21 protein-coding genes are annotated in these 22,107 nt (G+C 49.0%); 10 read left to right on the top strand and 11 right to left on the bottom strand.

The genetic code is table 11. The features are described from left to right. Positions 1-137: 137 nt before the first annotated feature. Positions 138-1,076 (top strand): malate dehydrogenase, encoded by a 939-nt coding sequence (mdh, locus tag C9I89_RS20580; RefSeq protein WP_107285198.1) that lies wholly within the window; start codon positions 138-140, stop codon positions 1,074-1,076. Between the two features lie 159 nt (positions 1,077-1,235). On the opposite strand, the gene C9I89_RS22600 is transcribed toward mdh, so the two are convergent. Together C9I89_RS22600 and ispB are read right to left on the bottom strand one after the other, a co-directional pair. Then, positions 1,236-1,376 (bottom strand): hypothetical protein, encoded by a 141-nt coding sequence (locus tag C9I89_RS22600; protein WP_170107750.1) that lies wholly within the window; start codon positions 1,374-1,376, stop codon positions 1,236-1,238. 142 nt (positions 1,377-1,518) lie between these two features. Then, on the bottom strand, positions 1,519-2,490 hold the full coding sequence (ispB, locus tag C9I89_RS20575) for an octaprenyl diphosphate synthase (RefSeq protein WP_107285197.1): 972 nt from the start codon (positions 2,488-2,490) through the stop codon (positions 1,519-1,521). A 279-nt stretch (positions 2,491-2,769) separates the two neighbouring features. Between ispB and rplU the strand changes: the two genes are divergently transcribed. From rplU to folA, 7 genes are all read left to right on the top strand, one after another. Further along, positions 2,770-3,081, top strand: a complete 312-nt coding sequence (rplU, locus tag C9I89_RS20570) for a 50S ribosomal protein L21 (RefSeq protein ID WP_107285196.1) — start codon at positions 2,770-2,772, stop codon at positions 3,079-3,081. A 20-nt stretch (positions 3,082-3,101) separates the two neighbouring features. Further along, positions 3,102-3,359: a 50S ribosomal protein L27 gene (gene rpmA / locus C9I89_RS20565; RefSeq protein ID WP_107285195.1), complete on the top strand. Its 258-nt coding sequence runs from the start codon at positions 3,102-3,104 to the stop codon at positions 3,357-3,359. A gap of 64 nt (positions 3,360-3,423) precedes the next feature. After that, positions 3,424-4,350: a DMT family transporter gene (locus C9I89_RS20560; protein WP_107285194.1), complete on the top strand. Its 927-nt coding sequence runs from the start codon at positions 3,424-3,426 to the stop codon at positions 4,348-4,350. Positions 4,351-4,440: 90 nt separating this feature from the next. Continuing rightward, positions 4,441-5,616, top strand: a complete 1,176-nt coding sequence (cgtA, locus tag C9I89_RS20555) for an Obg family GTPase CgtA (protein ID WP_107285193.1) — start codon at positions 4,441-4,443, stop codon at positions 5,614-5,616. Positions 5,617-5,822: 206 nt separating this feature from the next. Further along, positions 5,823-6,614 carry a threonine/serine exporter family protein gene (locus tag C9I89_RS20550; RefSeq protein WP_107285192.1) on the top strand — a complete coding sequence of 264 codons (792 nt, stop codon included), beginning with the start codon at positions 5,823-5,825 and terminating at the stop codon, positions 6,612-6,614. Beyond that, positions 6,611-7,084 carry a threonine/serine exporter family protein gene (locus C9I89_RS20545; RefSeq protein ID WP_107285191.1) on the top strand — a complete coding sequence of 158 codons (474 nt, stop codon included), beginning with the start codon at positions 6,611-6,613 and terminating at the stop codon, positions 7,082-7,084. Before C9I89_RS20550 ends, C9I89_RS20545 begins: the two co-directional genes overlap by 4 nt. A 36-nt stretch (positions 7,085-7,120) precedes the next feature. After that, complete coding sequence (gene folA, locus C9I89_RS20540; RefSeq protein ID WP_107285190.1) at positions 7,121-7,615, top strand: type 3 dihydrofolate reductase; 495 nt, start codon at positions 7,121-7,123, stop codon at positions 7,613-7,615. Positions 7,616-7,690: 75 nt separating this feature from the next. Here folA and C9I89_RS20535 read toward each other — a convergent pair whose 3' ends face one another. From C9I89_RS20535 to lptD, 6 genes are read right to left on the bottom strand one after another with little or no spacing between them, the layout of a single operon-like run. Continuing rightward, entirely contained in the window at positions 7,691-8,509 is an 819-nt protein-coding gene (locus C9I89_RS20535) for a symmetrical bis(5'-nucleosyl)-tetraphosphatase (RefSeq protein ID WP_107285189.1), read from the bottom strand. An 8-nt stretch (positions 8,510-8,517) separates the two neighbouring features. Continuing rightward, positions 8,518-8,907 (bottom strand): Co2+/Mg2+ efflux protein ApaG, encoded by a 390-nt coding sequence (gene apaG / locus C9I89_RS20530; protein WP_170107749.1) that lies wholly within the window; start codon positions 8,905-8,907, stop codon positions 8,518-8,520. Between the two features lie 39 nt (positions 8,908-8,946). After that, positions 8,947-9,762, bottom strand: coding sequence for a 16S rRNA (adenine(1518)-N(6)/adenine(1519)-N(6))-dimethyltransferase RsmA (rsmA, locus tag C9I89_RS20525; protein ID WP_107285188.1), 816 nt, complete (start codon positions 9,760-9,762; stop codon positions 8,947-8,949). After that, positions 9,759-10,751, bottom strand: a complete 993-nt coding sequence (gene pdxA, locus C9I89_RS20520) for a 4-hydroxythreonine-4-phosphate dehydrogenase PdxA (RefSeq protein WP_107285187.1) — start codon at positions 10,749-10,751, stop codon at positions 9,759-9,761. Before pdxA ends, rsmA begins: the two co-directional genes overlap by 4 nt. Continuing rightward, positions 10,744-12,042 (bottom strand): peptidylprolyl isomerase SurA, encoded by a 1,299-nt coding sequence (gene surA, locus C9I89_RS20515; protein WP_107285186.1) that lies wholly within the window; start codon positions 12,040-12,042, stop codon positions 10,744-10,746. Before surA ends, pdxA begins: the two co-directional genes overlap by 8 nt. Before the next feature lie 46 nt (positions 12,043-12,088). Beyond that, positions 12,089-14,473: an LPS assembly protein LptD gene (gene lptD / locus C9I89_RS20510; protein ID WP_107285185.1), complete on the bottom strand. Its 2,385-nt coding sequence runs from the start codon at positions 14,471-14,473 to the stop codon at positions 12,089-12,091. A 175-nt stretch (positions 14,474-14,648) separates the two neighbouring features. Between lptD and djlA the strand changes: the two genes are divergently transcribed. Continuing rightward, positions 14,649-15,494, top strand: a complete 846-nt coding sequence (gene djlA, locus C9I89_RS20505; RefSeq protein ID WP_107285184.1) for a co-chaperone DjlA — start codon at positions 14,649-14,651, stop codon at positions 15,492-15,494. A gap of 45 nt (positions 15,495-15,539) precedes the next feature. Here the strand turns inward: djlA and C9I89_RS20500 are convergent, their stop codons facing one another. The 3 genes from C9I89_RS20500 to rapA all read right to left on the bottom strand — a co-directional run bounded on the left by C9I89_RS20500 (position 15,540) and on the right by rapA (position 20,378). Next, positions 15,540-16,493, bottom strand: coding sequence for a D-2-hydroxyacid dehydrogenase (locus C9I89_RS20500; protein ID WP_107285183.1), 954 nt, complete (start codon positions 16,491-16,493; stop codon positions 15,540-15,542). Between the two features lie 133 nt (positions 16,494-16,626). Then, positions 16,627-17,340 (bottom strand): bifunctional tRNA pseudouridine(32) synthase/23S rRNA pseudouridine(746) synthase RluA, encoded by a 714-nt coding sequence (rluA, locus tag C9I89_RS20495; RefSeq protein WP_211315286.1) that lies wholly within the window; start codon positions 17,338-17,340, stop codon positions 16,627-16,629. Positions 17,341-17,459: 119 nt separating this feature from the next. Next, positions 17,460-20,378, bottom strand: coding sequence for an RNA polymerase-associated protein RapA (rapA, locus tag C9I89_RS20490; protein WP_107285182.1), 2,919 nt, complete (start codon positions 20,376-20,378; stop codon positions 17,460-17,462). Between the two features lie 297 nt (positions 20,379-20,675). Here rapA and C9I89_RS20485 point away from each other — a divergent pair, with 297 nt between their 5' ends. Next, complete coding sequence (locus C9I89_RS20485) at positions 20,676-22,052, top strand: PhoH family protein (RefSeq protein WP_107285181.1); 1,377 nt, start codon at positions 20,676-20,678, stop codon at positions 22,050-22,052. Positions 22,053-22,107 lie beyond the last annotated feature (55 nt).

The raw sequence follows: 22,107 nt of genomic DNA, 5'->3' as shown, positions 1-22,107 counted from the left end.
CACGTTGATAGCCCGCTTTATAATGGCCTATGCGTTACTTCGCAAAGCTGATTGGGTTTGATTGTATTTAACAATTGGTTGCTATAACGTCACCTATAGGTCTGAAAAATATACTTCTATCGTAAAGGAGAACGAAAATGAAAGTTGCTGTAATTGGCGCGGCTGGTGGCATCGGCCAGGCATTGGCTCTGCTATTAAAAAACCGCCTGCCAGCAGGTTCTGATCTTGCGTTGTATGATATTGCTCCAGTAACGCCAGGTGTTGCGGCTGATCTGAGTCATATCCCTACTCCTGTTTCTATTAAAGGTTATGGCGGTGAGGATCCGACACCGGCACTGGAAGGCGCTGACGTAGTCTTAATTTCTGCAGGTGTTGCGCGTAAGCCTGGCATGGATCGTGCTGATCTTTTCAATGTGAATGCTGGTATTGTTAAGACACTGGCAGAGAAAATTGCTGTTGTTTGTCCAAAAGCTTGTGTCGGTATTATTACTAACCCTGTGAATACGACAGTTGCGATTGCCGCTGACGTACTGAAAAAAGCCGGCGTTTACGATAAACGCAGACTGTTTGGTGTGACGACGCTGGATGTGATCCGTTCAGAGACATTTGTCGCAGAGTTGAAAGGAAAAGATCCAAGCGGGATCCGCGTACCAGTGATTGGTGGTCACTCTGGTGTCACTATTCTTCCTCTATTGTCTCAAGTTGAAGGTGTTGAGTTTACGGAAGAAGAAATCAAAGCATTGACTCCTCGCATTCAGAACGCGGGTACAGAAGTTGTTCAAGCGAAAGCGGGCGGTGGTTCTGCAACACTTTCTATGGGCCAGGCAGCATGTCGCTTTGGTCTGGCATTGGTTCGCGCATTACAGGGTGAACAAGGTATTGTTGAATGTGCTTACGTTGAAGGCGATGGTCAACATGCCCGTTTCTTTGCGCAACCGGTACTGCTAGGTAAAGAAGGTGTTGAAGAAGTCATGGGCTACGGTAAGCTGAGTGCATTCGAGCAGGAAGCACTTGATAGCATGCTTGATACTTTGTCATCCGATATCGCGCTTGGAGAAGAATTCGCTGCTAAATAATAGCGGTAAAGTGAAATGAAAAAAGCGGCATTTTAGCCGCTTTTTTGTGCATCCAGTATGAAGCTTTATATCGAGCAGCCACCACCGATAGAAAGGCCATTCTAGCAGTAAATGTTACAACCTGTGTGGAGTTGTGGCTGTTCCTGAATGTCATCGCAATTAACACTGCAGACTGCTGCGCGAATGATCATGCATATTTTCGACAATTGCAGAATTATGGGCTGGATCAACGTCAATGATCTCTACCACGCCTTGCGGGCACTCCACCCACATCCCTTGTTGCAGATCTTTAGCTTGCATCATGGCCTCCAAATATTGCTCAGGGCAAAGATGATCTATAGATCCGCTTGAGGATCCTTTGCGGGGCGAAAATGGCTGGGGAGGGGAAAAGCCTGCTTAGAGGTGTGACCGGGAAACGGGATCAGCGCAGGCGTCTATGGGATTATTTATTGCGCTGCACTGCAAGGTGTGCAAGAGCGATCAAGGCTTCTTTGTAATCAGACTCTGGTATGGGTGCCAGTGCAGTAATTGCTTTGTCGGCTTCTTCTTCCGCGCGCTGCTGGGTGTATTCCAGCGAACCGGTTTCGCGCATACAAGCCAGGATAGGTTCAAGCTTATCTAAACCATTTCCTTTCTCGATAGCTTCGCGAATCATTATAGATTGCTCTGAGTTACCATGGTGCATAGCATGTAGCAACGGCAGAGTCGGTTTACCTTCAGCAAGATCATCGCCGACGTTTTTACCCATCTCTTTGCCATCAGCAACGTAATCCAGCACATCATCGATCAGCTGGAAGGCTGTACCTAAATAACGGCCATAATCCTGCAGGGCGGTTTCAATCTGTTTCGGAGAGTCCGTAATAATGGCGGCAATTTGTGCTGCTGCTTCGAATAAGCGTGCAGTTTTTGAGTAGATCACCCGCATGTAGCTCTCTTCTGTGATGTCAGGATCATTGCAGTTCATTAATTGCTGCACCTCACCTTCAGCGATCACATTAGTGGCGTCACCCATAACATCCAAGATCCTCAAGGATCGTAGGCTGACCATCATCTGAAATGAACGGGTATGGATATAGTCACCGACCAAAACACTGGCGGCGTTACCGAATGCGGCATTGGCGGTTTTTTTGCCTCTGCGCATATCAGATTCATCAACAACATCATCGTGGAGCAAGGTTGCGGTATGAAGAAACTCAACAAAAGCGGCTGCCGTCGTGTGTTTATCCCCTTCGTAATTCAGAGCTCGGGCAGCAAGAACGGCTAACATCGGGCGCAGGCGCTTACCCCCCCCGCTGACAATGTAAAAACCGAGTTGATTAATCAGGGCGACATCTGAGTTCAGTTGTGCTTTTATCTTCGCATTAACTTCCGCCATATCATTGGCGGTGAGTGCTTGGATAGCTTTAAAATCCATTATACATCCAGCAAAATTGTTGGCCGCTAAGGCGGAAAGGTTATTCGAATTTGTCATAGAATCTTACACTAAAATATCCCTTTCTTCACAACCTCTAATTACTACAGATCAGAGAGTTGTTCTACTGAACAGCTTTTCACCAATTTTCTTTGTTTAATGGCTTGCCACAAGCGCCGTTTTCACGTAACATTCGCGCCCTATTGATGACAAGATTAAGCGCATACCCGTTGCCCAAAATATAACGTGGCAGATGGCCTATGCGGAAAAGCGGAGTAAGACATGTACGCTGTTTTCCAAAGTGGTGGTAAGCAACACCGAGTAAGCGAAGGCCAGACCTTACGCTTGGAAAAACTAGACGCTGAAACAGGCGCTAGCGTTGAATTTGACAACGTTCTTCTAGTAACCAACGGTGAAGAAGTAACTGTAGGTGCACCATTCGTTGCGGGTGGTAAAGTGACTGCAGAAGTTGTTACGCACGGTCGTGGCGATAAGATTAAAATCGTTAAGTTCCGTCGCCGTAAGCATTCTCGTAAGCAAATGGGCCACCGTCAGTGGTTCACTGAAGTCAAAATTACTGGCATCAGCGCTTAATAATTAGGAGAATTTAAAAAATGGCACATAAAAAAGCTGGCGGTTCTACTAATAACGGCCGTGATTCAGAAAGCAAACGTCTAGGTGTTAAGCGTTTCGGTGGTGAATCTGTTCTTGCAGGTAACATCATTGTTCGTCAACGTGGTACTAAATTCCACCCTGGCACTAACGTAGGCTGCGGTAAAGACCATACACTATTCGCACTAACTGACGGTAAAGTTAAGTTCGAAGTTAAAGGTCCTAAAAACCGTAAATTCGTAACTATCGAAGCTGAATAATTCAGTCTCGTAACGAATCTTAAAGCCCTGCCAATTGGCGGGGCTTTTTATGTCTTGAGGGTTTATGTCTACTCAAAACCCTGCTGCAGGAATGGTTTTAGCGCTGATAACGGCACTGTTCTGGGGGGCTCTGCCCATTGCCATGAAGCAGGCTGTCGAAGTGATGGAGCCTTTTACCATTGTTTGGTACCGCTTTGTAACCGCCTCCATTGGTTTAGGTGGTTGGCTATATTGGCGAAGAAAGTTGCCCCAGGTAAGCTCGGCAGGTGCGGCAGGTATTGGTCTGTTAGTGCTTGCAAGTATGGGCTTGGCCGGTAACTTTGTTTTATTTAACAGTGCATTACAGTATTTGAATCCGCCTGTGGTCCAGGTGATCATACAGCTCGCACCAGTGATATTATTACTCATGAGTGTGTGGTTGTTCAAAGAAAGGTTAGGTGTGCACCAAATGATTGGTGTGGCATCCCTGATATTCGGTTTGCTCCTGTTTTTTAATGAACGTTTAGTCGAATTATTTACGAGTTTTACTGGCTATACGCTTGGCGTATTATTGGCAGTTGTAGCAGCTTTGGTATGGGTGGTGTACGGGCTAGCGCAAAAGCGCTTGCTGCGGCAGTTCAGTTCAGCGCAGATCTTATTAATGATCTACGTGATCTGTGCATTAATGCTGACACCATTAGCTCAACCTGAACAAATTTTTTTAATGGATTCGAGACAGCTGGGCATGTTGATGTTCTGCTGTATTAACACGCTTGTCGGTTATGGTGCATTTGCAGAAGCAATGGCACGCTGGCAAGCCTCGCAAGTGAGCGCGGTGATCACTTTAGCTCCCTTGTTTACGATAATATTTGTCGATCTTGCTAGTCTGATTTGGCCACAGTTTTTTGCTGCCGCAGCCCTTAATCTATTGGGTTATATTGGTGCTATGGTTGTGGTGAGTAGTGCCATGTTCTGTGCCATTGGGCATAAAATTATTCGTCAGCACAAATAGCCAAGGTCCATTACAATAGATTAATAGCAATCTGAACAATTTGGTGATTGATCAGATTGGGATATTGAACGCCACAGTGCGGAGAAAGATATGAAGTTTGTAGATGAAGCGGTAATTCGAGTTGATGCCGGTGATGGTGGTAATGGTACCGTTAGTTTCCGTACTGAAAAATATGTGCCAAGAGGCGGCCCTGATGGCGGCGATGGCGGTGATGGCGGTGACGTATACTTATTGGCCGATGAAAACGTTAATACCCTGATCGATTATCGATTTGAACGTTTTCACTCAGCACCTCGCGGCGAAAATGGCCGTGGCGGTAACTGTACCGGTAAACGCGGTGAAGATTGTATCTTACGTGTTCCTGTCGGCACGCGTGCGGTTGATGAAGAGACTGGTGAAATCATTGCTGACTTGACGCAGCACGGTATGAAGATCATGGCCGCAAAAGGCGGATTTCATGGTTTAGGGAATACCCGTTATAAATCGTCAGTAAACCGGGCGCCACGTCAGAAATCAATGGGAACAAAAGGTGAGATCCGTCACCTGCGCCTTGAGCTATTGTTGCTTGCGGATGTTGGTATGCTGGGGCTACCGAATGCAGGTAAATCAACCTTCATTCGTGCGGTCTCAGCGGCAACACCAAAAGTTGCTGATTACCCGTTTACGACCCTAGTTCCAAGCTTGGGTGTGGTACGTGTCGACTCCGATCGCAGCTTCGTTGTTGCAGATATTCCAGGCCTGATCGAAGGTGCTGCGGATGGCGCTGGCTTAGGTATTCGCTTCCTGAAACACCTTGAGCGCTGCCGTATTCTTCTGCACATGGTTGATCTGTTGCCTGCCGATGGTTCCGATCCGGTTGAGAATGCATTCACGATATTGAATGAGCTTGATAAGTACAGCGAGAAGCTGGCGAACAAACCTCGTTGGATTATCTTCAATAAAGTGGATCTGTTATCAGAAGAAGAGGCTCAGGCTAAGATCGATGAGATCCTGGGCGCACTTGCCTGGGAAGGTGACTATTACTGTATTTCCGGCCTCAACCGTATGGGTACGAAAGAGCTGACCTATGATCTGATGGCATTCATTGAGCAGTTACCAAAAGTAACGTTTGAAGAAGAAGCGGTAGAAAAAGAGAAAGTCGAATTCAAGTGGGACGATTATCACGCTGAGCAAATCAAAAAAGCTGAAGATAATGATGACGATGACGACGATTGGGATGACTGGAACGAAGATGATTATGATGTAGAGATCATCTACAAACCATAATTCATGCTCTCCCCAAGATAATGAGCCGCTCCTATGAGCGGCTTTTTTGTGTCTAATCAACACTGCCAGAGTAAATTTGTCTGATAATTCGTAGCCAATGATGGCCGGGTGAAATGATTGATAATCTTCAGCTGTTACTGAATAATCCCTGAAGGCAAGGGTATGCCCGTTAGGCTTGATGTAGAGATGATACAGAGGGAAGATTGATGGTAAGTGGGATAAAGCAACTGTCAGAGCCTGAGCAGAGGGAAGTGTCCCGTCTAGCGGTTGCTGCAGGACAAAAGTTATTACAGCATGGTGCAGAAAGCACACTGGTGATGGATGTCACCACGCGGTTAGGGGTAGCGCTGGGGGTTGAGAGTGTTGAAGTGTCGTTATCGGCCAGTTCAATGGTGCTGACGACATTGAATCATGGTCGCTGTATTACCACGGCACGCCGTTGTCAGGATCGCGGCATTAACATGCAAGTGGTGACAGAAATTCAACGTGTCTGCATCATGGCTGAGCGCGGTGTCATTGATGTTGATGGTGTCCATCAGCGTTTAGAACAGATTAAACCCCTGCGTTACAACCGTGTTCTGGTTATCGTGATGATCGGTTTATCCTGTGCCTCTTTCAGCCGTCTGGCGGGAGGAGACTGGCCTGTATTCTTGCTGACCTTTGTTGCATCTTCGGTCGGTATGTTTGTGCGTCAGGAGATAGCCCACGCTCACTTTAATCCATTACTGAATTTTGGGGTGACAGCCTTTGTGACGACCTTAATCTCTGGTATGGGGCAGGTTTACCAGATTGGTGAAAACCCATTTCTGGCGATGGCTTCTTCAGTGTTAATGCTGGTCCCCGGTTTTCCGTTAATCAATGCGGTTTCAGATATGGTCAAAGGCTTTTCTAATATGGGGATTGCCCGCTGGACCATAGCCAGCTTGCTGACTCTATCAACCAGTATCGGCATTGTCGCAGCAATGAATGTGCTGGGCGTGTGGGGGTGGTTGTCATGATCGATTTTGCCTTTATTCTTGCACTGCTCAATGACATGTTTTTTGCCATGATCCCGGCGGTAGGTTTTGCTCTGGTATTTAATGTTCCGCAGAAAGCACTGAAATACTGTGCTATCGGCGGGGCGCTGGGTCATGGCAGTCGCTTTGTTTTGATACATTTTGGGGTGCCGATTGAATGGGCAACGTTTTGTGCCGCGACAATGGTCGGGATGATTGGTGTACACTGGTCGCACCGTTTTCTGGCCCATCCTAAGGTATTTACCGTTGCTGCGATGATCCCTATGGTTCCGGGGGTTTTTACCTTTAAGGCAATGATTTTATTGGTGGAAATTAATCATCGCGGCTTTAGTCCGGAGTTGTGGGCATTGATGATGGAAAATGTTATTAAAGCGGTATTTATTGTTGCGGCATTGGCGATAGGGCTGGCGATGCCGGGGCTATTGTTTTATCGTCGCCGACCGGTGGTATAAGATTTTATTTCTGGTGGCGGTTAACAGGGGAAAGTGATGAAGATCAGTATGATCGCAGCAATGGCCAAAGATCGTGTTATCGGTAAAGGCAATGCGATGCCATGGCATCTGCCTGCAGATTTTGCCTGGTTTAAGCAGGTGACATTGGGTAAGCCCATCGTGATGGGACGTAAGACTTTTGAGTCGATTGGACGTCCGTTGCCGGGCCGTCATAATATCGTGATCAGCCGTAATCCTGAATTTTGCGCAGAAGGGGTCACCGTCGTCGCTGACATTGATGCAGCCAAGAGCGCTGCGGGTGATGTTGAGGAGCTGATGGTTATCGGCGGAGGCAGTATTTATGCCGCGTGTCTGCCGGTCGCTGATCGCCTGTATCTGACTTTTATTGATCTGGTGGTTGAGGGGGATACCTGTTTCCCTGACTGGGATAATAATTGGCTGGAAATCTATAGCGAAGATTATGCTGCCGATGATAAAAATGCTCACAATATGCGCTTTACGATATTAGAGCGAGTAGAGAGTAGAGAGTAGAGAGTAGAGAGTAGAGAAGTAGAGAGTTAAGAGGGGCGAGAGAGTTCTCGTCCCTAGATCCTCGGCCCTTTTCCCCTACGCATAAACTGGGCAGGCGGTTTCAAACCTGGCATGATCTTCCCAGCGTAATAACGTCATACTGTTCCCCCAGACGCACCCCGTATCCAGACCGATAACCTTGTTATCCTCGTAGCCGGATAATGCTGCCCAGTGACCAAAAATGATCTTCTTCCCTAAAGGTTGTGATCGGGCAAGCCTAAACCAAGGAAGCAATTCACCGGTGTCAGGGTGATCGGGGGATAATTTACAGGCCATATCCAGCCTGCCATCCGGATGACAAAAGCGCATACGGGTGAAGGCATTAATGGTAAAGCGGTATTTTTCTATGCCTTCCAGTCCAGGACTCCAGAGGTCAGGACCATTGCCGTACATGTTTTGCAGTAGCCAGATATAATCTGCTGACTGCAAGCAGGTTTCGACTTCTCTTGCATGCCGATGTGCTTGCTTAAGATCCCACTGCGGGGGAATGCCTGCGTGAGCCATTACGAAAGGTAAGGACGGATGCTCGGCGAGTAACGGTTGTCGCCTTAGCCAGTCGAGCAACTCGGCACTGTCGGGAGCATCTAAGATGGCCTGAATTTTGTCTTTGGCTTTCGGCTTGGCGATGCCATTAGCAATGGCCAGTAAGTGCAGATCGTGATTGCCTAACACCGTTGTCGCCTGTGTACCAAGCGCTTTCACAAACCGTAAGGTGTCGAGCGATTTAGGGCCTCTGGCAACTAAATCGCCGGCCAGCCATAATTCATCATGTCCAGGATCGAATCGGGCCTGATCAAGCAGGTGGCAGAGATCGTCAAAACAACCTTGAATGTCACCGACAAGGTAGGTAGCCATACGGATCCTTAGTGAATAATATTGGGAATAGCCAATCGGAAGGGAGAAACCTCGACAGTAAATTCATCACCCTGATCATCGATCATGACGTAGTGGCCCTGCATCACTCCCAGAGGGGTTTCAATGATGGTACCGCTGGTATAAGTGTATTCTTCGTTGGCGGCAATTTCGGGCTGCTCGCCGACCACACCTTCACCTTCGATCACTAATTTTTTACCGTTGGCATCTGTGATCAGCCAGCGACGACTCAGCAACTGAGCCGTTCCCTGTCCGAGGTTACTGATGGTGATGGTGTACGAAAACACATAACGCTGATTGCCAGGCTCAGATTGGTCCTCGAGGTAGTGAGTAACCACTCTGCATTTGATGGTTGGGGGGGCGTTAGTACTCAAAATCATGCTTCCTTTCTTTATTCAGCCAAACCCCAACCAATGCGCTTATGCGTTTTTATGGTTGGCATCCAGCCAGTTTGCCATGTCAACGAACTGCTCAACCGTGATATTTTCCGGACGTAACGCTGGGTTAATTCCCAAGTTCTCCAGTTCTTCGACGCTCAACAGCGCTTTATAACAGTTGCGGATTGTCTTGCGACGCTGATTAAAACCTTCACGGCAAACACGATCTAGCCATTTAAGATTAGTACATGGGTATGGCAGGGTTTCATATGGCGTCAGGCGTACAACCGCAGAATCCACTTTTGGTGCTGGCGTAAATGATTCTGGCGGCACTTCCAGAACCGGCATTACCTTGCTGTAGTATTGAGCCATGACGGTCAGGCGACCATACGCTTTGCAACCAGGTCCCGCCGCTAAACGATTGACCACTTCTTTTTGTAACATGAAGTGCATATCTTGCACATGTTCATGAAAAGTAAAGAGGTGGAACATCAATGGCGTAGAAATGTTGTACGGTAGATTACCGAAAATACGCAGCTTGTTGTTTGGTTTGATCAACTGGGTGAAGTCGAAACGCATGGCATCGCCTTCGTGGATCGTTAGCTTATGAGCCAAATCCGGGTGGTTGCGTAAGCGTTCCGCTAGATCGCGATCCAGTTCGATAACTGAAAATTTATCGACCAGTTTGCCGACAGGCTCGGTGATTGCACCCAGACCAGGGCCGATTTCAACCAGGTTTTGACCTGGCAGTGGATTGATGGCAGATACAATGCCATCAATGATATATGGGTCGTTCAAAAAGTTCTGGCCAAAGCGCTTACGGGCGCGGTGACCCAGGTGGACTTGATCGCTGCTCATGCTTGTTTTTCTACCAATTCGAGGGCGTGTGATAGCGCTGTCCAAAGGCTACCAGTGTCCGCCTGTCCAGTACCTGCGAGTTCCAGTGCGGTACCATGATCTACTGAAGTTCTGATGAAGGGCAGACCTAACGTAATGTTGACCGATTTACCAAAGCCTTTATATTTCAGCACTGGCAGCCCTTGATCGTGATACATAGCCAATACAGCATCTGCATCGGCCAGATATTTATCCTGGAAGATAGTATCGGCAGGCAATGGGCCGACCAGATTCATTCCTTCCTGCTGGCGAAGCTGCTCTAAGGCCGGAGAAATGACGTCGATTTCTTCTCTGCCCAGACAGCCGTCTTCACCGGCGTGCGGATTTAAGCCGCAAACGTAAATTTTTGGCTGTTTTAAACCAAATTTACTGACTAAATCTGCGTGCAAAATGCGGATGACTTGTTGCAGCCGCTCTTCTGTTATCGCTTTGGCGACATAAGCCAAAGGGATATGCGTCGTCACTAACGCCACCCGCAAACCTTCTGTCGCCAGCATCATTACAACTTGCGCAGTGTTCGCTTGTTGGGCGAAAAACTCAGTATGGCCACTGAATGCCACACCAGCACGGTTAATCACCCCCTTGTGAACAGGGCCTGTTACCAATGCCGAAAATTCGCCGCTCAAGCAACCCTGAGCAGCGCGTTCTAACGTTTGTAGTACGTAGTGACCATTTTGTTCCTTTAGCTCGCCAGGCGTCACTGGTGCTTTCAGAGCGTGGTCAGTGACAACCATTGTGCCAGCCTGATGCGGCTGCGCGGGAAGTGAGGCATCATACGGTCTTACTTCCAGCGGTAATCCCAATTGGGCTGCACGTTCTACCATAAGCTGGGCGTTAGCACAAATAACCAGTTCATGTGGCCAGTTATGTTGGGCGATAGCGATCACTAAATCAGGGCCGATACCTGCAGGTTCTCCCGGTGTGATCGCGATGCGTTTAACCTTACTCATTGTCGGTTCCTAATTTTTCGATATAAGCGCCGGCACGTAATTCCTGAATCCACGCCTGGGCTTCTTCGTTGAACTTACGGCTGAACAAAATACGATAAGCTCGGTCTTTGACTGCTGCATCAGTACGGTCAACATTACGGCGATCTAATACTTCAACAATGTGCCAGCCATGGACTGTTTTAAAGGGTTCACTGATAGTGCCTGCTGGCAGGCTTTCTACTTTTTCTTTAAATTCTGGTACATAAATATCAGGTGTCTGCCATCCCAGCTCACCCTTATTGGCGGCCGAACCCGGGTCGGCACTCAGTGCCTGAGCGGCGTCGGCAAAAGTCTGCTCACCCGCCAGGATCTTCTTGCGCGCTTTTTCCAGCTGACGTTTTGCGCCGTCATCACTTAAAATGACCGAGGTTTTCAACAGAATATGGCGTGCATTGACTTCGGTGACCGAGACCGTATCTAACCCTTTGACATCATTGATTTTCATGATGTGGTAGCCAACACCGCTCCGGAAAGGGCCGATAATGGCGCCTTTGCCATTTGATTTGATCTGATCGGCAAAGATGGTTGGCATCTCTTCCTGGCGCATCCATCCCCATTCGCCACCTTGCAGTGCTTTCGGGCCTTTTGAGTAGCTGTAGGCCAGGCTGGCAAAGTCTGCGCCTTGCTTGAGTTCACTCACTAGTTGCTGCGCTTGTTTTTCCGTTTCTTCGCGCTGTGCCTTGCTGGCACCGTCTTCAACCCGAAGCTGAATGTGGCTGATGTTGAACTGTACACTTTGTAGATTTTGTTTGTTAAGTTGCTCAGCCAGCGTTTCTACCTCTTGTGGCAATATACTGATGCGGCGGCGAACCTGAATGGTACGCGCTTCGCTTGCGGTCATATCACGACGCATTTGCTCGCGGAACATTGAATAACCGATGCCGCTAGAAGCCAGTTCTTGCTGCAGTTGGGCAACCGTCATTTGCCGTTCTTGGGCGATCCGGGCAATTGCCTGATCAAGGCGGGTATCGTCGATTCGGATACCAAATTGATCTGCCTGCTGCAGCTGTAAGGTCTCAAGGATCAGTTTTTCAATGATCTGCTCAGTCAAGACTTCATCTGAAGGCAATGGCTGATTTTGCTCGGCGGCATTGATGCGTACCGTTTTAAGCATGCCATCGACATCGCTTTGCAGGATCACGCTGTTGTTAACCAGCGTCACGACCTTATCCATTTCCTTGGGGGCAGCAATGCTGCCGGCTGCGAGACTCCAGATGACCAGGCCTAACAGAGAAGACTTCCACTTTTTCATTTACGTTCCATCTGTGTTGCAATTACGACTTATGGCCGTAATTGGGTTAATTATTTAAAGAGAATGAATTACCGTATGACAATGCATTACCCGTATCAGTGCTGTAACCCAGAGGTTTTGCGCCCTGCAGGCCGAGTAAGCTGAAGGATAATGTTATGTTATCTTCGTATTGGGTGTTATCCGCCCCTAAAGAACTCGACGCGTACTGGTTATAAGTCAGACCGATAAGCCAACAAGCAGAGGTGTAAGTCAAGCCAACCTGGCTCTCCAGCATTTTATTGACATTCAGATCATGGAAATAGTCGGCACGCAGACTCAAGCCCTCATAAAGAGGAAAGCCTGTTGACAGGCCGAGCTGAGAAATACCGTCCTGTTTGCCACTATCATCGGCAGCGTTTGGATTTGCGACGAATCGGTCCAGGTAGCTGCTAGAGACGTAGCGGTAGTTTGGCTGAATATAAATCCCACCAGTACGGTATTCAATTGCCCCGCTGGCCAGCTGAACCTTTCTATCACTCGCATCATATTGCATTGAGCTTTTGAAGAAGAGCCAATCGGCATAGTTAAATTCAGTTTCTAATGCTGTTGCCGAATAACTTTCCGCATCATCTTCACTGATACCATCAAATGTCGGTTTATCGATATAAAAGATTTGACCTAACGATAGGGTAAATCGTTCCCTGAAATTATTGTCAAAGTAACGAGTCGAGGCACCAAGGGTAAATTGGTTTGCCGGAGCAATGTAATCAACACTACTGTATATTTTGTCACTAAACAGACCGTAGTAGTCTTGTTGCAGGCGGGTACTATCATAACCACCACCAGAGTATGTTACCGGGTTATAGATATCTGTCTGGTCAACATTCTGTACAAAGAGGTACTGGATCTGCGGCTCAAGGCTTTGGGTATAACGGTCACCCCAAAATGCCGTATCCCGTTCCAGGTAGAGCCCGCTGTGGATACGTACACTTGGAACAGTCCGTGAAGCCGTTTCGTTAAGCGTTGATAAATCAGTGACCGAGTTATCAAAATCTTGATTGTAATAGGTGTACATCAACTTCGCTTCGGAAGTGATAGACCACCAGGGCGTTGCATAGGGCAGTGTGAGCTTCGGTTCGAGGTGAACACGATCGGCCGAGGGCTTAGCGTTTGAGTCATTTTCAAAACGGCTGAGATGGCTGGCCATCGAGAAATCGAAGCCATAAGGCAGATCCGGGCGGTAGTAGTTAAACTCCAGCTGAGGCATCAGGCGGTATTGAGTACCTTCGCCGGTTGAGGTTAACGGTTGGAAATCACGAACCCTTAACGTTGAATCCCAGTTTTGCTCGCGGTAAGAGACCTCACCGGTCTGCAACAGGTTGTTATCTTCGCGGTTACCGATGCTGGAATCGATATCATTGAAATAGCTGAAGTCACTGGTTTTGCTGTAATCCGCCTTAAATAGCCAGTGACTCTGGTAAGTCCCGGTGTGAGACCAGTTAAAGGCCCAGCGGGCATCTTTTTCCGGTGCGGTTTTATCATCAGCAAGGTACTCGCCATTTAACTGACCGGAGCCGAATTCCGTCAGGTAACGGAACTGAGAATTAAGTTGCAGCCCCCGGTTACTCATGTACTTAGGGGTGATGGTCATGTCGTAATTCGGGGCGATATTCCAGTAAAAAGGCGCTTCAAACTCGAAACCATCACGAGAGCCATAACTGAGAGACGGGTACAAGAAGCCGGTTAAACGCTCTTTTCCTACCGGCACTCTTAAATAAGGCAAATAGAAAACAGGCACATCAAGCACTTCGAAGCGGGCGTTGTACAAGTCGGCGAAAGGTGACTCCCCCTCTCGTTCCAATGTGGTTGCAGAAAAACGCCAGCTCTTATCGTCAGTCGGACAGGTGGTATAGGTCCCGTCTTTCATACGGTAGAATTGGGTGCCCTGGACATTTTTCTTGCTGATCCTGCTCGCTTCCCCCCGGCCGGGCTCACAGGTCATGCTATAGACCGCATTCTCCATTTCGGCATCTTCACTCTCAAGGTTACTTTGCAAGCGGTCGGAGTAGACTTCCATACCACCGTCATGGAAATAGACATTGCCTTCTGCCGTTACGATATTTTCCGGCTGGCGTAATGTCGCCATATCTGCCGCCATCGTCCGATGGCCTTGCTGGACAACCACATCACCGGAGTAAGTCATTTTGGTGTTATTTTTGGCTTCAGCATGATCGGCGGTGACTTTGACTGGCTCATTATTGGGATCAGCAGAGCGATCCTGAGGAGCGATGCAGATACCGCGCACCAGTTCAAGTGCATCTGTTTCTTCACCGGCTACAGAAAGCTCATCATTGACATCGTCGCTCTGGGTTGGAGTTTCATCTGCCAGTGCCGGGCCATAAAGAGCCAGGCTGATCATGGTGGCAAGTAAGCTGCGGGAGGTTAATGACATCGAATTAAACGTTCCTGTATTCAGTTTGTGGCGCATAGCTATTTGGTTGCGCTTTTTACAAGCATTCCCGAGAAATGACAGCTATCATAATGCAATTTCACCTCGACGGCATCTTTTCAGGCCACAGTGTCGAGTAAACCATGAATAAATTTAGCAAATTACCAGAGAGTATAGAATGCAGGTGTGGGGTAAGCTTTTAGGCGCATTTTTTGGTTTCCTTCTCGGTGGCCCATTTGGATTGTTATTAGGCCTGTTTTTAGGCCATAAGTTCGATAAAGCACGAACAAATGTTTATCGCGGTGGCGGCTTTAGCGGTTTTGGCTCGCATCAAGCCAACAGCGCTGAGCGTCAGGCGGAGTTTTTCTACGCGGGTTTTGCGGTGATGGGCCATATGGCCAAATCGAAAGGCCGGGTTACTGAAGATGAAATCCGGGTGGCCAGCGCCATTATGGATCGTATGGGGCTGCATGGCGAATCACGCCGTCAGGCGCAAAATGCGTTCAGAGAAGGGAAGGATGAGGGCTTCCTGCTTGATGAAACCCTGTCTAACGTCCGTCGAAACTATGCTGGCCGTGCCGATTTATTACAGTTTTTCTTAGAGTTACAGATCCAGGCGGCTTTTGCCGACGGTGTATTGCATCCTAGTGAACGCCAGTTACTGCATGTCATTGCCCGTAGTTTGGGTTTCTCCTCGCAGCAGTTAGAACAACGCCTGCACATGCAAGAAGCGGCGTTCCGTTTTCAGCAAGGTGGCTTCAATCAGCAATATCAGCAACAAGGGGCTTACCGACAGCCACCGACGCGAGATCAACTGGCGGATGCCTATGAGCTGCTGGGAGTTACAGATGGGGCTTCAGCTCAGGAAGTCAAACGTGCTTATCGTAAGCAGATGAATGAACATCATCCTGATAAGCTGGCGGCGAAAGGCCTGCCGCCAGAAATGAGGGAGATGGCTAAGCAGAAGGCGCAAGAGTTGCAGGCGGCTTATGATCTGATCCGCAAAGAGAATGGCGTCAAATAAGTTATTACAGGCAGCATTGATGACGGGAGCTTATGCTCCCGTTTTTTATACGATATTTTGCGGTTTACCGGCGATAAAGGCATTGATATTGTCGATAAGCTGGTTGGCCAGGGTCTGAATCGCTGAGTCTGAACCCCAGGCAACATGTGGGGTCAGTAACAGCGTGGGCAGTTCGGCATTGGCGATGAGTGGATTACTGCTGTCAGCGGGTTCTTGGGTAAATACATCGACACCCGCGCCGGCAATGGTGCCATTTTTTAATGCTGCGACCAGGGCGGCCTCATCCACTAAGCCCCCTCTCCCGGTATTGATTAGGATGCTGGTGGATTTCATCTTGCTCAGTTCGGCAGAGCCAATCAGGTTGGTTGTCTGCTCGTTTAACGGACAATGCAGCGTCAGTACGTCGGCCTGCGCCAGCACCTCGTCAAATGGGGTGTAGCCTTCACGACAATCTCTTCTTCCTTTGTGTTCGGCAAGCAACACCTGCATGCCCAGAGCCTTCGCCAGTGTGGCGACCGCCTGGCCCAGTCCGCCATGGCCGATGATACCTAGCGTCGATCCGGCAATATCCCCAATCGGGTGAGTGAAAAAACAGAATTGCTTTTTTTGCTGCCATACACCGGCCTGAATATCCTGATGATATCCGATTAAATTGCGCCGCAACGCAAACATTAACCCAATGACATGTTCGGGTACCGAGCGGGTGGCATAACCCCGGATGTTAGCCACCGTGATCTGATTCTGGCAACAATAATCGAGATCGACGTTATTGGTACCTGTCGCCGCTATTGCCACCATTTTAAGCTGTGGTAACTGACTCAGGATATCGGCATCAAGAACCACTTTGTTGACAATCACAATGCTGGCGTCCTGCAGGCGCTCAGTGAGCTGATTGGATTCGGTGGCAGGGTATTCAAGCCACCGGTGTTCAAAGGCCGGGCGTGGTATCTGTATATGAGCGGGAATCGTGGCGCGATCGAGAAAGACGATAGTTTCCATGTCAGCTGATCCGATTTGGTCGTAATAGGAATAATTTATACCAAATCCGGATGAAGCCTCAACCCGGGCCTGTTTATGTTTCAACATTGCAGCAATTATGTCGAAACATAAACAGACCCCAGAGACGTTGATTTTATTGAACTGCAGCGGGTAATTCGAGGGTTTTTTCTGGCGCGCCAGGAAAGAAGCTGCATGGGGCAAACAGGTGCATCGGCTGTTCGGTGTAGGGATGTGCGAATGTCAGCTCTGCGGCGTGCAGCTGCAGGCGCGGAGCCATTGTTCTGGCTTCATCATGGGCGTAGAAACGGTCACCGAGAATAGGGTGGTCTAAGGCCAGCAGATGAACGCGGAGCTGGTGCGAACGGCCTGTAATCGGGCGCAGGCGAACCAGAGTGGCATTCTCTTCCCGTGCGACTACCTCGTAATGGGTGACAGACGGTTTGCCATTTTCAAAGCAGACTTTCTGTTTCGGGCGGTTCGGCCAGTCACAAACTAATGGCAGGTCAATCGTGCCGGTATCCTGTTTTAAGTGGCCCCACACCCGTGCGTAGTAGATCTTTTGAGTCTGGCGTTTTTGGAACTGGATTTTCAGGTGGCGTTCGGCATTTTTATTTAAGGCCAGGACAATCAAGCCTGAGGTCGCCATGTCAAGGCGGTGGACAATCTGGGCGTGCGGGTAGTCACGCAGAACACGGGTAAGCACACTATCATGATGAGCCGGATCCCGGCCTGGATTTGAAAGCAGTCCGGAAGGCTTGTTCAGGGCAATGATATCGCGATCGAGGTGAAGTACATCCAGCCAGGGTTCGACGGGTGGATTGTAGTCCAGCAATGGCAATGGTTTCATGAGTTACTCGAATGATGTAGGTGGAAATAAACACAATGGGTGTCATCGGGAATAGTAACATAAAAGCCGCATAACACTGAGTGTTATGCGGCTTTGGGAAGGAACTAAAAGCGGGTGAATTAGTTGTGGCTGACCACAATCAGACGCAATGAATCCAACTGTACCTGAGCTTTACTGATATAGCCGGTCAGATCCTGGATCTGGCTTTCAATCAGTTCCAGCTCATCGTCACGGATATTCGGGTTGACCGCTTTTAGAGCCTGCAGGCGATCCAGCTCTGCCCGCAGGCTGGTTTCCATTTCAGCCTGAGCCGCTTCACGTACAGTGACTTGCTCTTTGACAATTTCTTGCTCAGCTTGTGCAATCAGGACATGGATCTCTTTTTGCACCGAGTTGACCAGTTTGCTGGCTAAATGGCGGTTAACCGGACTTAACTGGCGGTTAAAGCCTTCAAACTCCACTTTTGCCGACAGGTTATTCCCTTTGGCATCGAGTAAGATCCGAATAGGTGTCTGTGGCAGGAAGCGGCCAATGCCCGATTGTTTCGGCGCTTGGGCGTCCACCACATAGACCAGTTCAAGCAGCAGGGTGCCTGCAGGCAGGGCTTTGTTTTTCAACAGAGAAACCGCCGTGGTACCAACGCCTTCGGAAAGCAGTAAATCGATACCGCCCTGGATCATCGGGTGTTCCCAGCTAAGAAAGTGCAGATCTTCACGTGACAGCGCGGTGTCGCGCTCAAAGGTGATGGTGCAGCCGTCATATGGCAGGCCCGGGTAGCTGGCGACCATCATATGCTCTGATGGCGTTACGACGATCGCATTTTCACCTTTATCGTCTTGATTCAGGCCAATGGTATCAAACAGGCCAAGAGCAAAGGCTACCAGGTTGGTATCCCCGTCTTTAGCGGCAATTTGCTCACCGAGTTCACGTGCTTTTTCACCGCCGTTGGAGTGGATTTCTAACAGGCGATCGCGGCCTTGTTCCAGTTTGGCTTTCAGCGACAGATGCATCGCCGCGCTCTGTTCGATCAGTTTTTCCAGCGCATCGGCGTCATGGCTCTCGCTGGCCAGCAGCTCAATCAAGTCATCTCTTACCGCTTCATATACCGCACGGCCGGTCGGGCAGGTTTCTTCAAAGACATTAAGGCCTTCGTTATACCAGCGTGCCAGCAGCGCCTGCGACGTGCCTTGCAGGTGTGGTACATGAATCTCGATATCACGCTGCTGGCCGATACGGTCGAGGCGACCGATACGTTGTTCCAGCAGATCCGGGTTGATCGGCAGATCAAACATCACCAGCTGATTGGAAAATTGAAAGTTACGACCTTCCGAACCGATTTCTGAACAGAGCAGTACCTGGGCCCCTTCATCTTCCTGAGCGAAGTAAGCGGCGGCTTTATCGCGTTCGATGATCGACATGCCTTCATGGAACACGGTGGCACGAATCCCTTCACGCTCGCGAAGTGCCTGCTCCAGTGTCAGCGCGGTCTGGGCGCGGGAGCAAATGACCAGTACCTTCTCGTTGCGGTTCGCTTTCAGCATGTCAAGCAGCCAGTTTACGCGCGGATCGAAGTTCCACCAGGTTGCTGAATCGCCTTCAAACTCCTGATAAATATCTTCCGGATAAAGCAGTTTAATCGCTTTTTGTTCGCTCGGAACTTTACCTGACATCATGCCAGCGACACGCATTGCTGTCTGGTACTGGTTAGGTAGTGGCAGTGGGTACATATTCAGATGACGCAGCGGAAAGCCTTTGATCGCCGCGCGGGTATTACGGAACAGCACGCGGCCGGTACCGTGGCGGTCCATCAGATTGTCGATCAGCTCATGGCGTACCGTCTGCGACTGTTCATTATCGACATCGCCAGATTCGATAATGCGCAGCATTGGCTCGATATCTTGCTCTGACAGCAGCTCCGTCAGGCTGTTTTTGGCATCACTATCCAGTCGCTCGCCGGACAACAGGCGGGAGACCGCTTCTGCTACCGGTGCGTACTGGCGCTCTTCTTCGACAAAAGCTTCATAATCGTAGAAACGATCCGGGTCGAGCAGGCGCAGACGGGCGAAGTGGCTTTCGCGGCCTAGCTGCTCCGGGGTTGCGGTGAGCAACAGTACGCCAGGGGTTTTTTCGGATAATGCCTCGACTACCTGGTACTGGCGGCTCGGTTTATCTTCGCTCCATTCCAGGTGGTGTGCTTCATCCACGACCAGCAGATCCCAGTCAGCTTCCAGAGCCTGCTCAAAACGGCGACGGCTCTTACGCAGGAAGTCCAGTGAACACAGCACGTATTGCGCGGTCTCAAACGGGTTTGACGCATCGGCATAGGCTTCAACGCAGCGCTCTTCGTCAAAAATCGAAAAGTGGAGATTAAAACGACGCATCATCTCAACCAACCACTGATGCTGCAGCGTTTCCGGTACTAGGATCAGAATGCGCTCGGCACGGCCTGACAGAATTTGCTGGTGGATGATCATGCCCGCTTCAATCGTTTTACCTAAGCCGACCTCATCGGCTAACAATACGCGCGGTGCGTAACGACGGCCGACTTCATGGGCGATGTATAACTGATGCGGGATAAGACCTGCACGCATACCACACAGGCCCCTAAGCGGGCTTTTATGTTGTTCATACTGATTTTTTAGCGCGCGGTAACGCAGGGCAAAGCGGTCCATACGATCGATCTGACCGGCAAATAATTTATCCTGCGGTTTGTTGAAACGGATTTGGTGGCAGAGGAAAATTTCACGCAGCTTAACGTTCTCTTCCCCGGTGTCTGTGCGGGTACCGATATAGGTAAAAACGCCGCCACTTTCTTCAACGACTTCAACGTTCAGTGACCAGCCATCATGGCTTTCAACCACATCACCAACATTAAACATTACACGGGTAACAGGAGCATCATTGCGTGCATACAAGCGGCTCTCTTCACTGGCAGAGAACATCAGGGAGACTGTACGGGCATCTTGTGCGACGACAGTGCCTAAACCTAAATCACTTTCTGTATCACTGATCCAACGTTGACCCAAAGCAAATGGCATAGTGGTAAAAGCCTTCTAATTATTTGATATTAAGGAAAATGTGAAACCCGGTGCTGGTTCATATTTGGGCTACACTGAGATTAAGTGTAAGCCAGAATTCGCATCGGTAAAAAAGGGGAGTCATGTTACTGCATGATGTGATTGAGGTCACGGTGAAAGTTGTCCAAATCCGTCACAGTATTTTTGTCACATTTATTTCATTCTCTCCGGTCTTTAATAGTAACCACCGTGTTTTGACGTACGCTTAAGTGTAATGGCAATTTACTTTGCTATCAGGATGTTACCAAGGAGGTGCTTATGGACGATTATGCACGGAAAATCTTTGTACTCGATACCAATATTCTGCTTCATGAACCTCTCGCTATTTATTCTTTCCAAGAGCACGATGTCGTTATTCCGATGACGGTGCTGGAAGAGCTCGATCGGATTAAAGACAGTAAACGTGATGTTTCCCGCGATGCACGGGTAGCCATCCGCGCGCTGGAAGATATCTTCCACGATGCCACCCCCGAGCAGATCTCTGCCGGTATTCCTTTTACTCATGATGGCGATCATAAAGGTACTGTTGCTATTTTTGCAGATTACACGATCAAAGAAATGGTGCATGCTTTTGCTGATAAAGCCGGAGATAACCGTATTCTTAACGGGGTTTTGTACCTGCAATCTCACTATGCACCACGCGAAGTCGTATTGGTGACCAAAGATATCAATATGCGGCTGCGTGCCAAAGGCGCCGGCGTCTATAAGGTTGAGGATTATCGCTCCGACCAGCTTATTGATGATGTAAAACTATTAAGTAAAGGTTTTCAGCAATTTGACGGGTTGTTTTGGGATCGGGTCGGGGAGTGTCAGACGGAAAGCCGCGGGCGTGCCACCGTACATACCTTGCCGGCTGAGTTGTTTGAGGCTCCTTATCTTAATCAGTACCTTCTTGATGACGGAGATGATTTTGCGGGCCGGATAGACAGTATTGATGGTGAAACTGTCACGGTCAAAGATCTGGGCCATGAGCGATTGATGCACCGTCAGGCCTGGGGGATCCACCCTAAAAATGTCTATCAGGGGATGGCGCTTGATGCGATGCTCGATCCTGATATCGATCTGGTCATTCTGACCGGTCCGGCCGGGTGCGGTAAAACTATCCTGGCAATGGCTGCCGCGCTGGAGCTGGTGATTGAAAAAAGCATGTATGACAAGATTATTGTCACCCGTAACACCCCTGAAATTGCGGAATCTATTGGTTTCTTACCGGGGACGGAAGAAGAAAAAATGATGCCGTGGCTAGCTGCGGTAACAGATACCATGGAGGCGTTACATAAAAACGATGTTTGTACTGATGGCTCAATGAAATATATCTTTGAGAAAGCCAATATTCAGTTCAAGTCCATTAACTTCATGCGTGGGCGTTCAATTCAGAATGCGTTTGTATTGCTGGATGAATGCCAGAATTTAACAGCTTCACAAATCAAAACCATCATCACCCGATGCGGTGAAGGTACCAAACTGGTCTGTTCCGGTAACCTGTCGCAGATCGACTCCAGTTATCTCTCACCCGTCACGTCGGGCTTAACCTATATTGTCGAACGCTTTAAAAACTTTGAAGGTAGTGCCAACATCTATCTCAATGGGGTTGTCCGCAGTCGTCTTGCTGAATTTGCGGAAGAGAATATGTAAACAGAGGGGAGAGGGACGAGAAACGAGTGAATAGAGTCAACTCTCCTGTCATTTT

It is taken from the genome of Photobacterium lipolyticum, assembly GCF_003026475.1.
Lineage (GTDB): Bacteria > Pseudomonadota > Gammaproteobacteria > Enterobacterales > Vibrionaceae > Photobacterium > Photobacterium lipolyticum.
The sequence above is the reverse complement of the archived record's forward strand: the minus strand, read 5'-3'. Positions and strand labels throughout refer to the sequence as shown.

Coding starts and splice junctions, on each gene's coding strand:
- mdh (WP_107285198.1), top strand. CDS start 138: ATGAAAGTTGCTGTAATTGGCGCGGCTGGTGGCATCGGCCAGGCATTG.
- C9I89_RS22600 (WP_170107750.1), bottom strand. CDS start 1,376: ATGCAAGCTAAAGATCTGCAACAAGGGATGTGGGTGGAGTGCCCGCAA.
- ispB (WP_107285197.1), bottom strand. CDS start 2,490: ATGGATTTTAAAGCTATCCAAGCACTCACCGCCAATGATATGGCGGAA.
- rplU (WP_107285196.1), top strand. CDS start 2,770: ATGTACGCTGTTTTCCAAAGTGGTGGTAAGCAACACCGAGTAAGCGAA.
- rpmA (WP_107285195.1), top strand. CDS start 3,102: ATGGCACATAAAAAAGCTGGCGGTTCTACTAATAACGGCCGTGATTCA.
- C9I89_RS20560 (WP_107285194.1), top strand. CDS start 3,424: ATGTCTACTCAAAACCCTGCTGCAGGAATGGTTTTAGCGCTGATAACG.
- cgtA (WP_107285193.1), top strand. CDS start 4,441: ATGAAGTTTGTAGATGAAGCGGTAATTCGAGTTGATGCCGGTGATGGT.
- C9I89_RS20550 (WP_107285192.1), top strand. CDS start 5,823: ATGGTAAGTGGGATAAAGCAACTGTCAGAGCCTGAGCAGAGGGAAGTG.
- C9I89_RS20545 (WP_107285191.1), top strand. CDS start 6,611: ATGATCGATTTTGCCTTTATTCTTGCACTGCTCAATGACATGTTTTTT.
- folA (WP_107285190.1), top strand. CDS start 7,121: ATGAAGATCAGTATGATCGCAGCAATGGCCAAAGATCGTGTTATCGGT.
- C9I89_RS20535 (WP_107285189.1), bottom strand. CDS start 8,509: ATGGCTACCTACCTTGTCGGTGACATTCAAGGTTGTTTTGACGATCTC.
- apaG (WP_170107749.1), bottom strand. CDS start 8,907: ATGATTTTGAGTACTAACGCCCCCCCAACCATCAAATGCAGAGTGGTT.
- rsmA (WP_107285188.1), bottom strand. CDS start 9,762: ATGAGCAGCGATCAAGTCCACCTGGGTCACCGCGCCCGTAAGCGCTTT.
- pdxA (WP_107285187.1), bottom strand. CDS start 10,751: ATGAGTAAGGTTAAACGCATCGCGATCACACCGGGAGAACCTGCAGGT.
- surA (WP_107285186.1), bottom strand. CDS start 12,042: ATGAAAAAGTGGAAGTCTTCTCTGTTAGGCCTGGTCATCTGGAGTCTC.
- lptD (WP_107285185.1), bottom strand. CDS start 14,473: ATGTCATTAACCTCCCGCAGCTTACTTGCCACCATGATCAGCCTGGCT.
- djlA (WP_107285184.1), top strand. CDS start 14,649: ATGCAGGTGTGGGGTAAGCTTTTAGGCGCATTTTTTGGTTTCCTTCTC.
- C9I89_RS20500 (WP_107285183.1), bottom strand. CDS start 16,493: ATGGAAACTATCGTCTTTCTCGATCGCGCCACGATTCCCGCTCATATA.
- rluA (WP_211315286.1), bottom strand. CDS start 17,340: ATGAAACCATTGCCATTGCTGGACTACAATCCACCCGTCGAACCCTGG.
- rapA (WP_107285182.1), bottom strand. CDS start 20,378: ATGCCATTTGCTTTGGGTCAACGTTGGATCAGTGATACAGAAAGTGAT.
- C9I89_RS20485 (WP_107285181.1), top strand. CDS start 20,676: ATGGACGATTATGCACGGAAAATCTTTGTACTCGATACCAATATTCTG.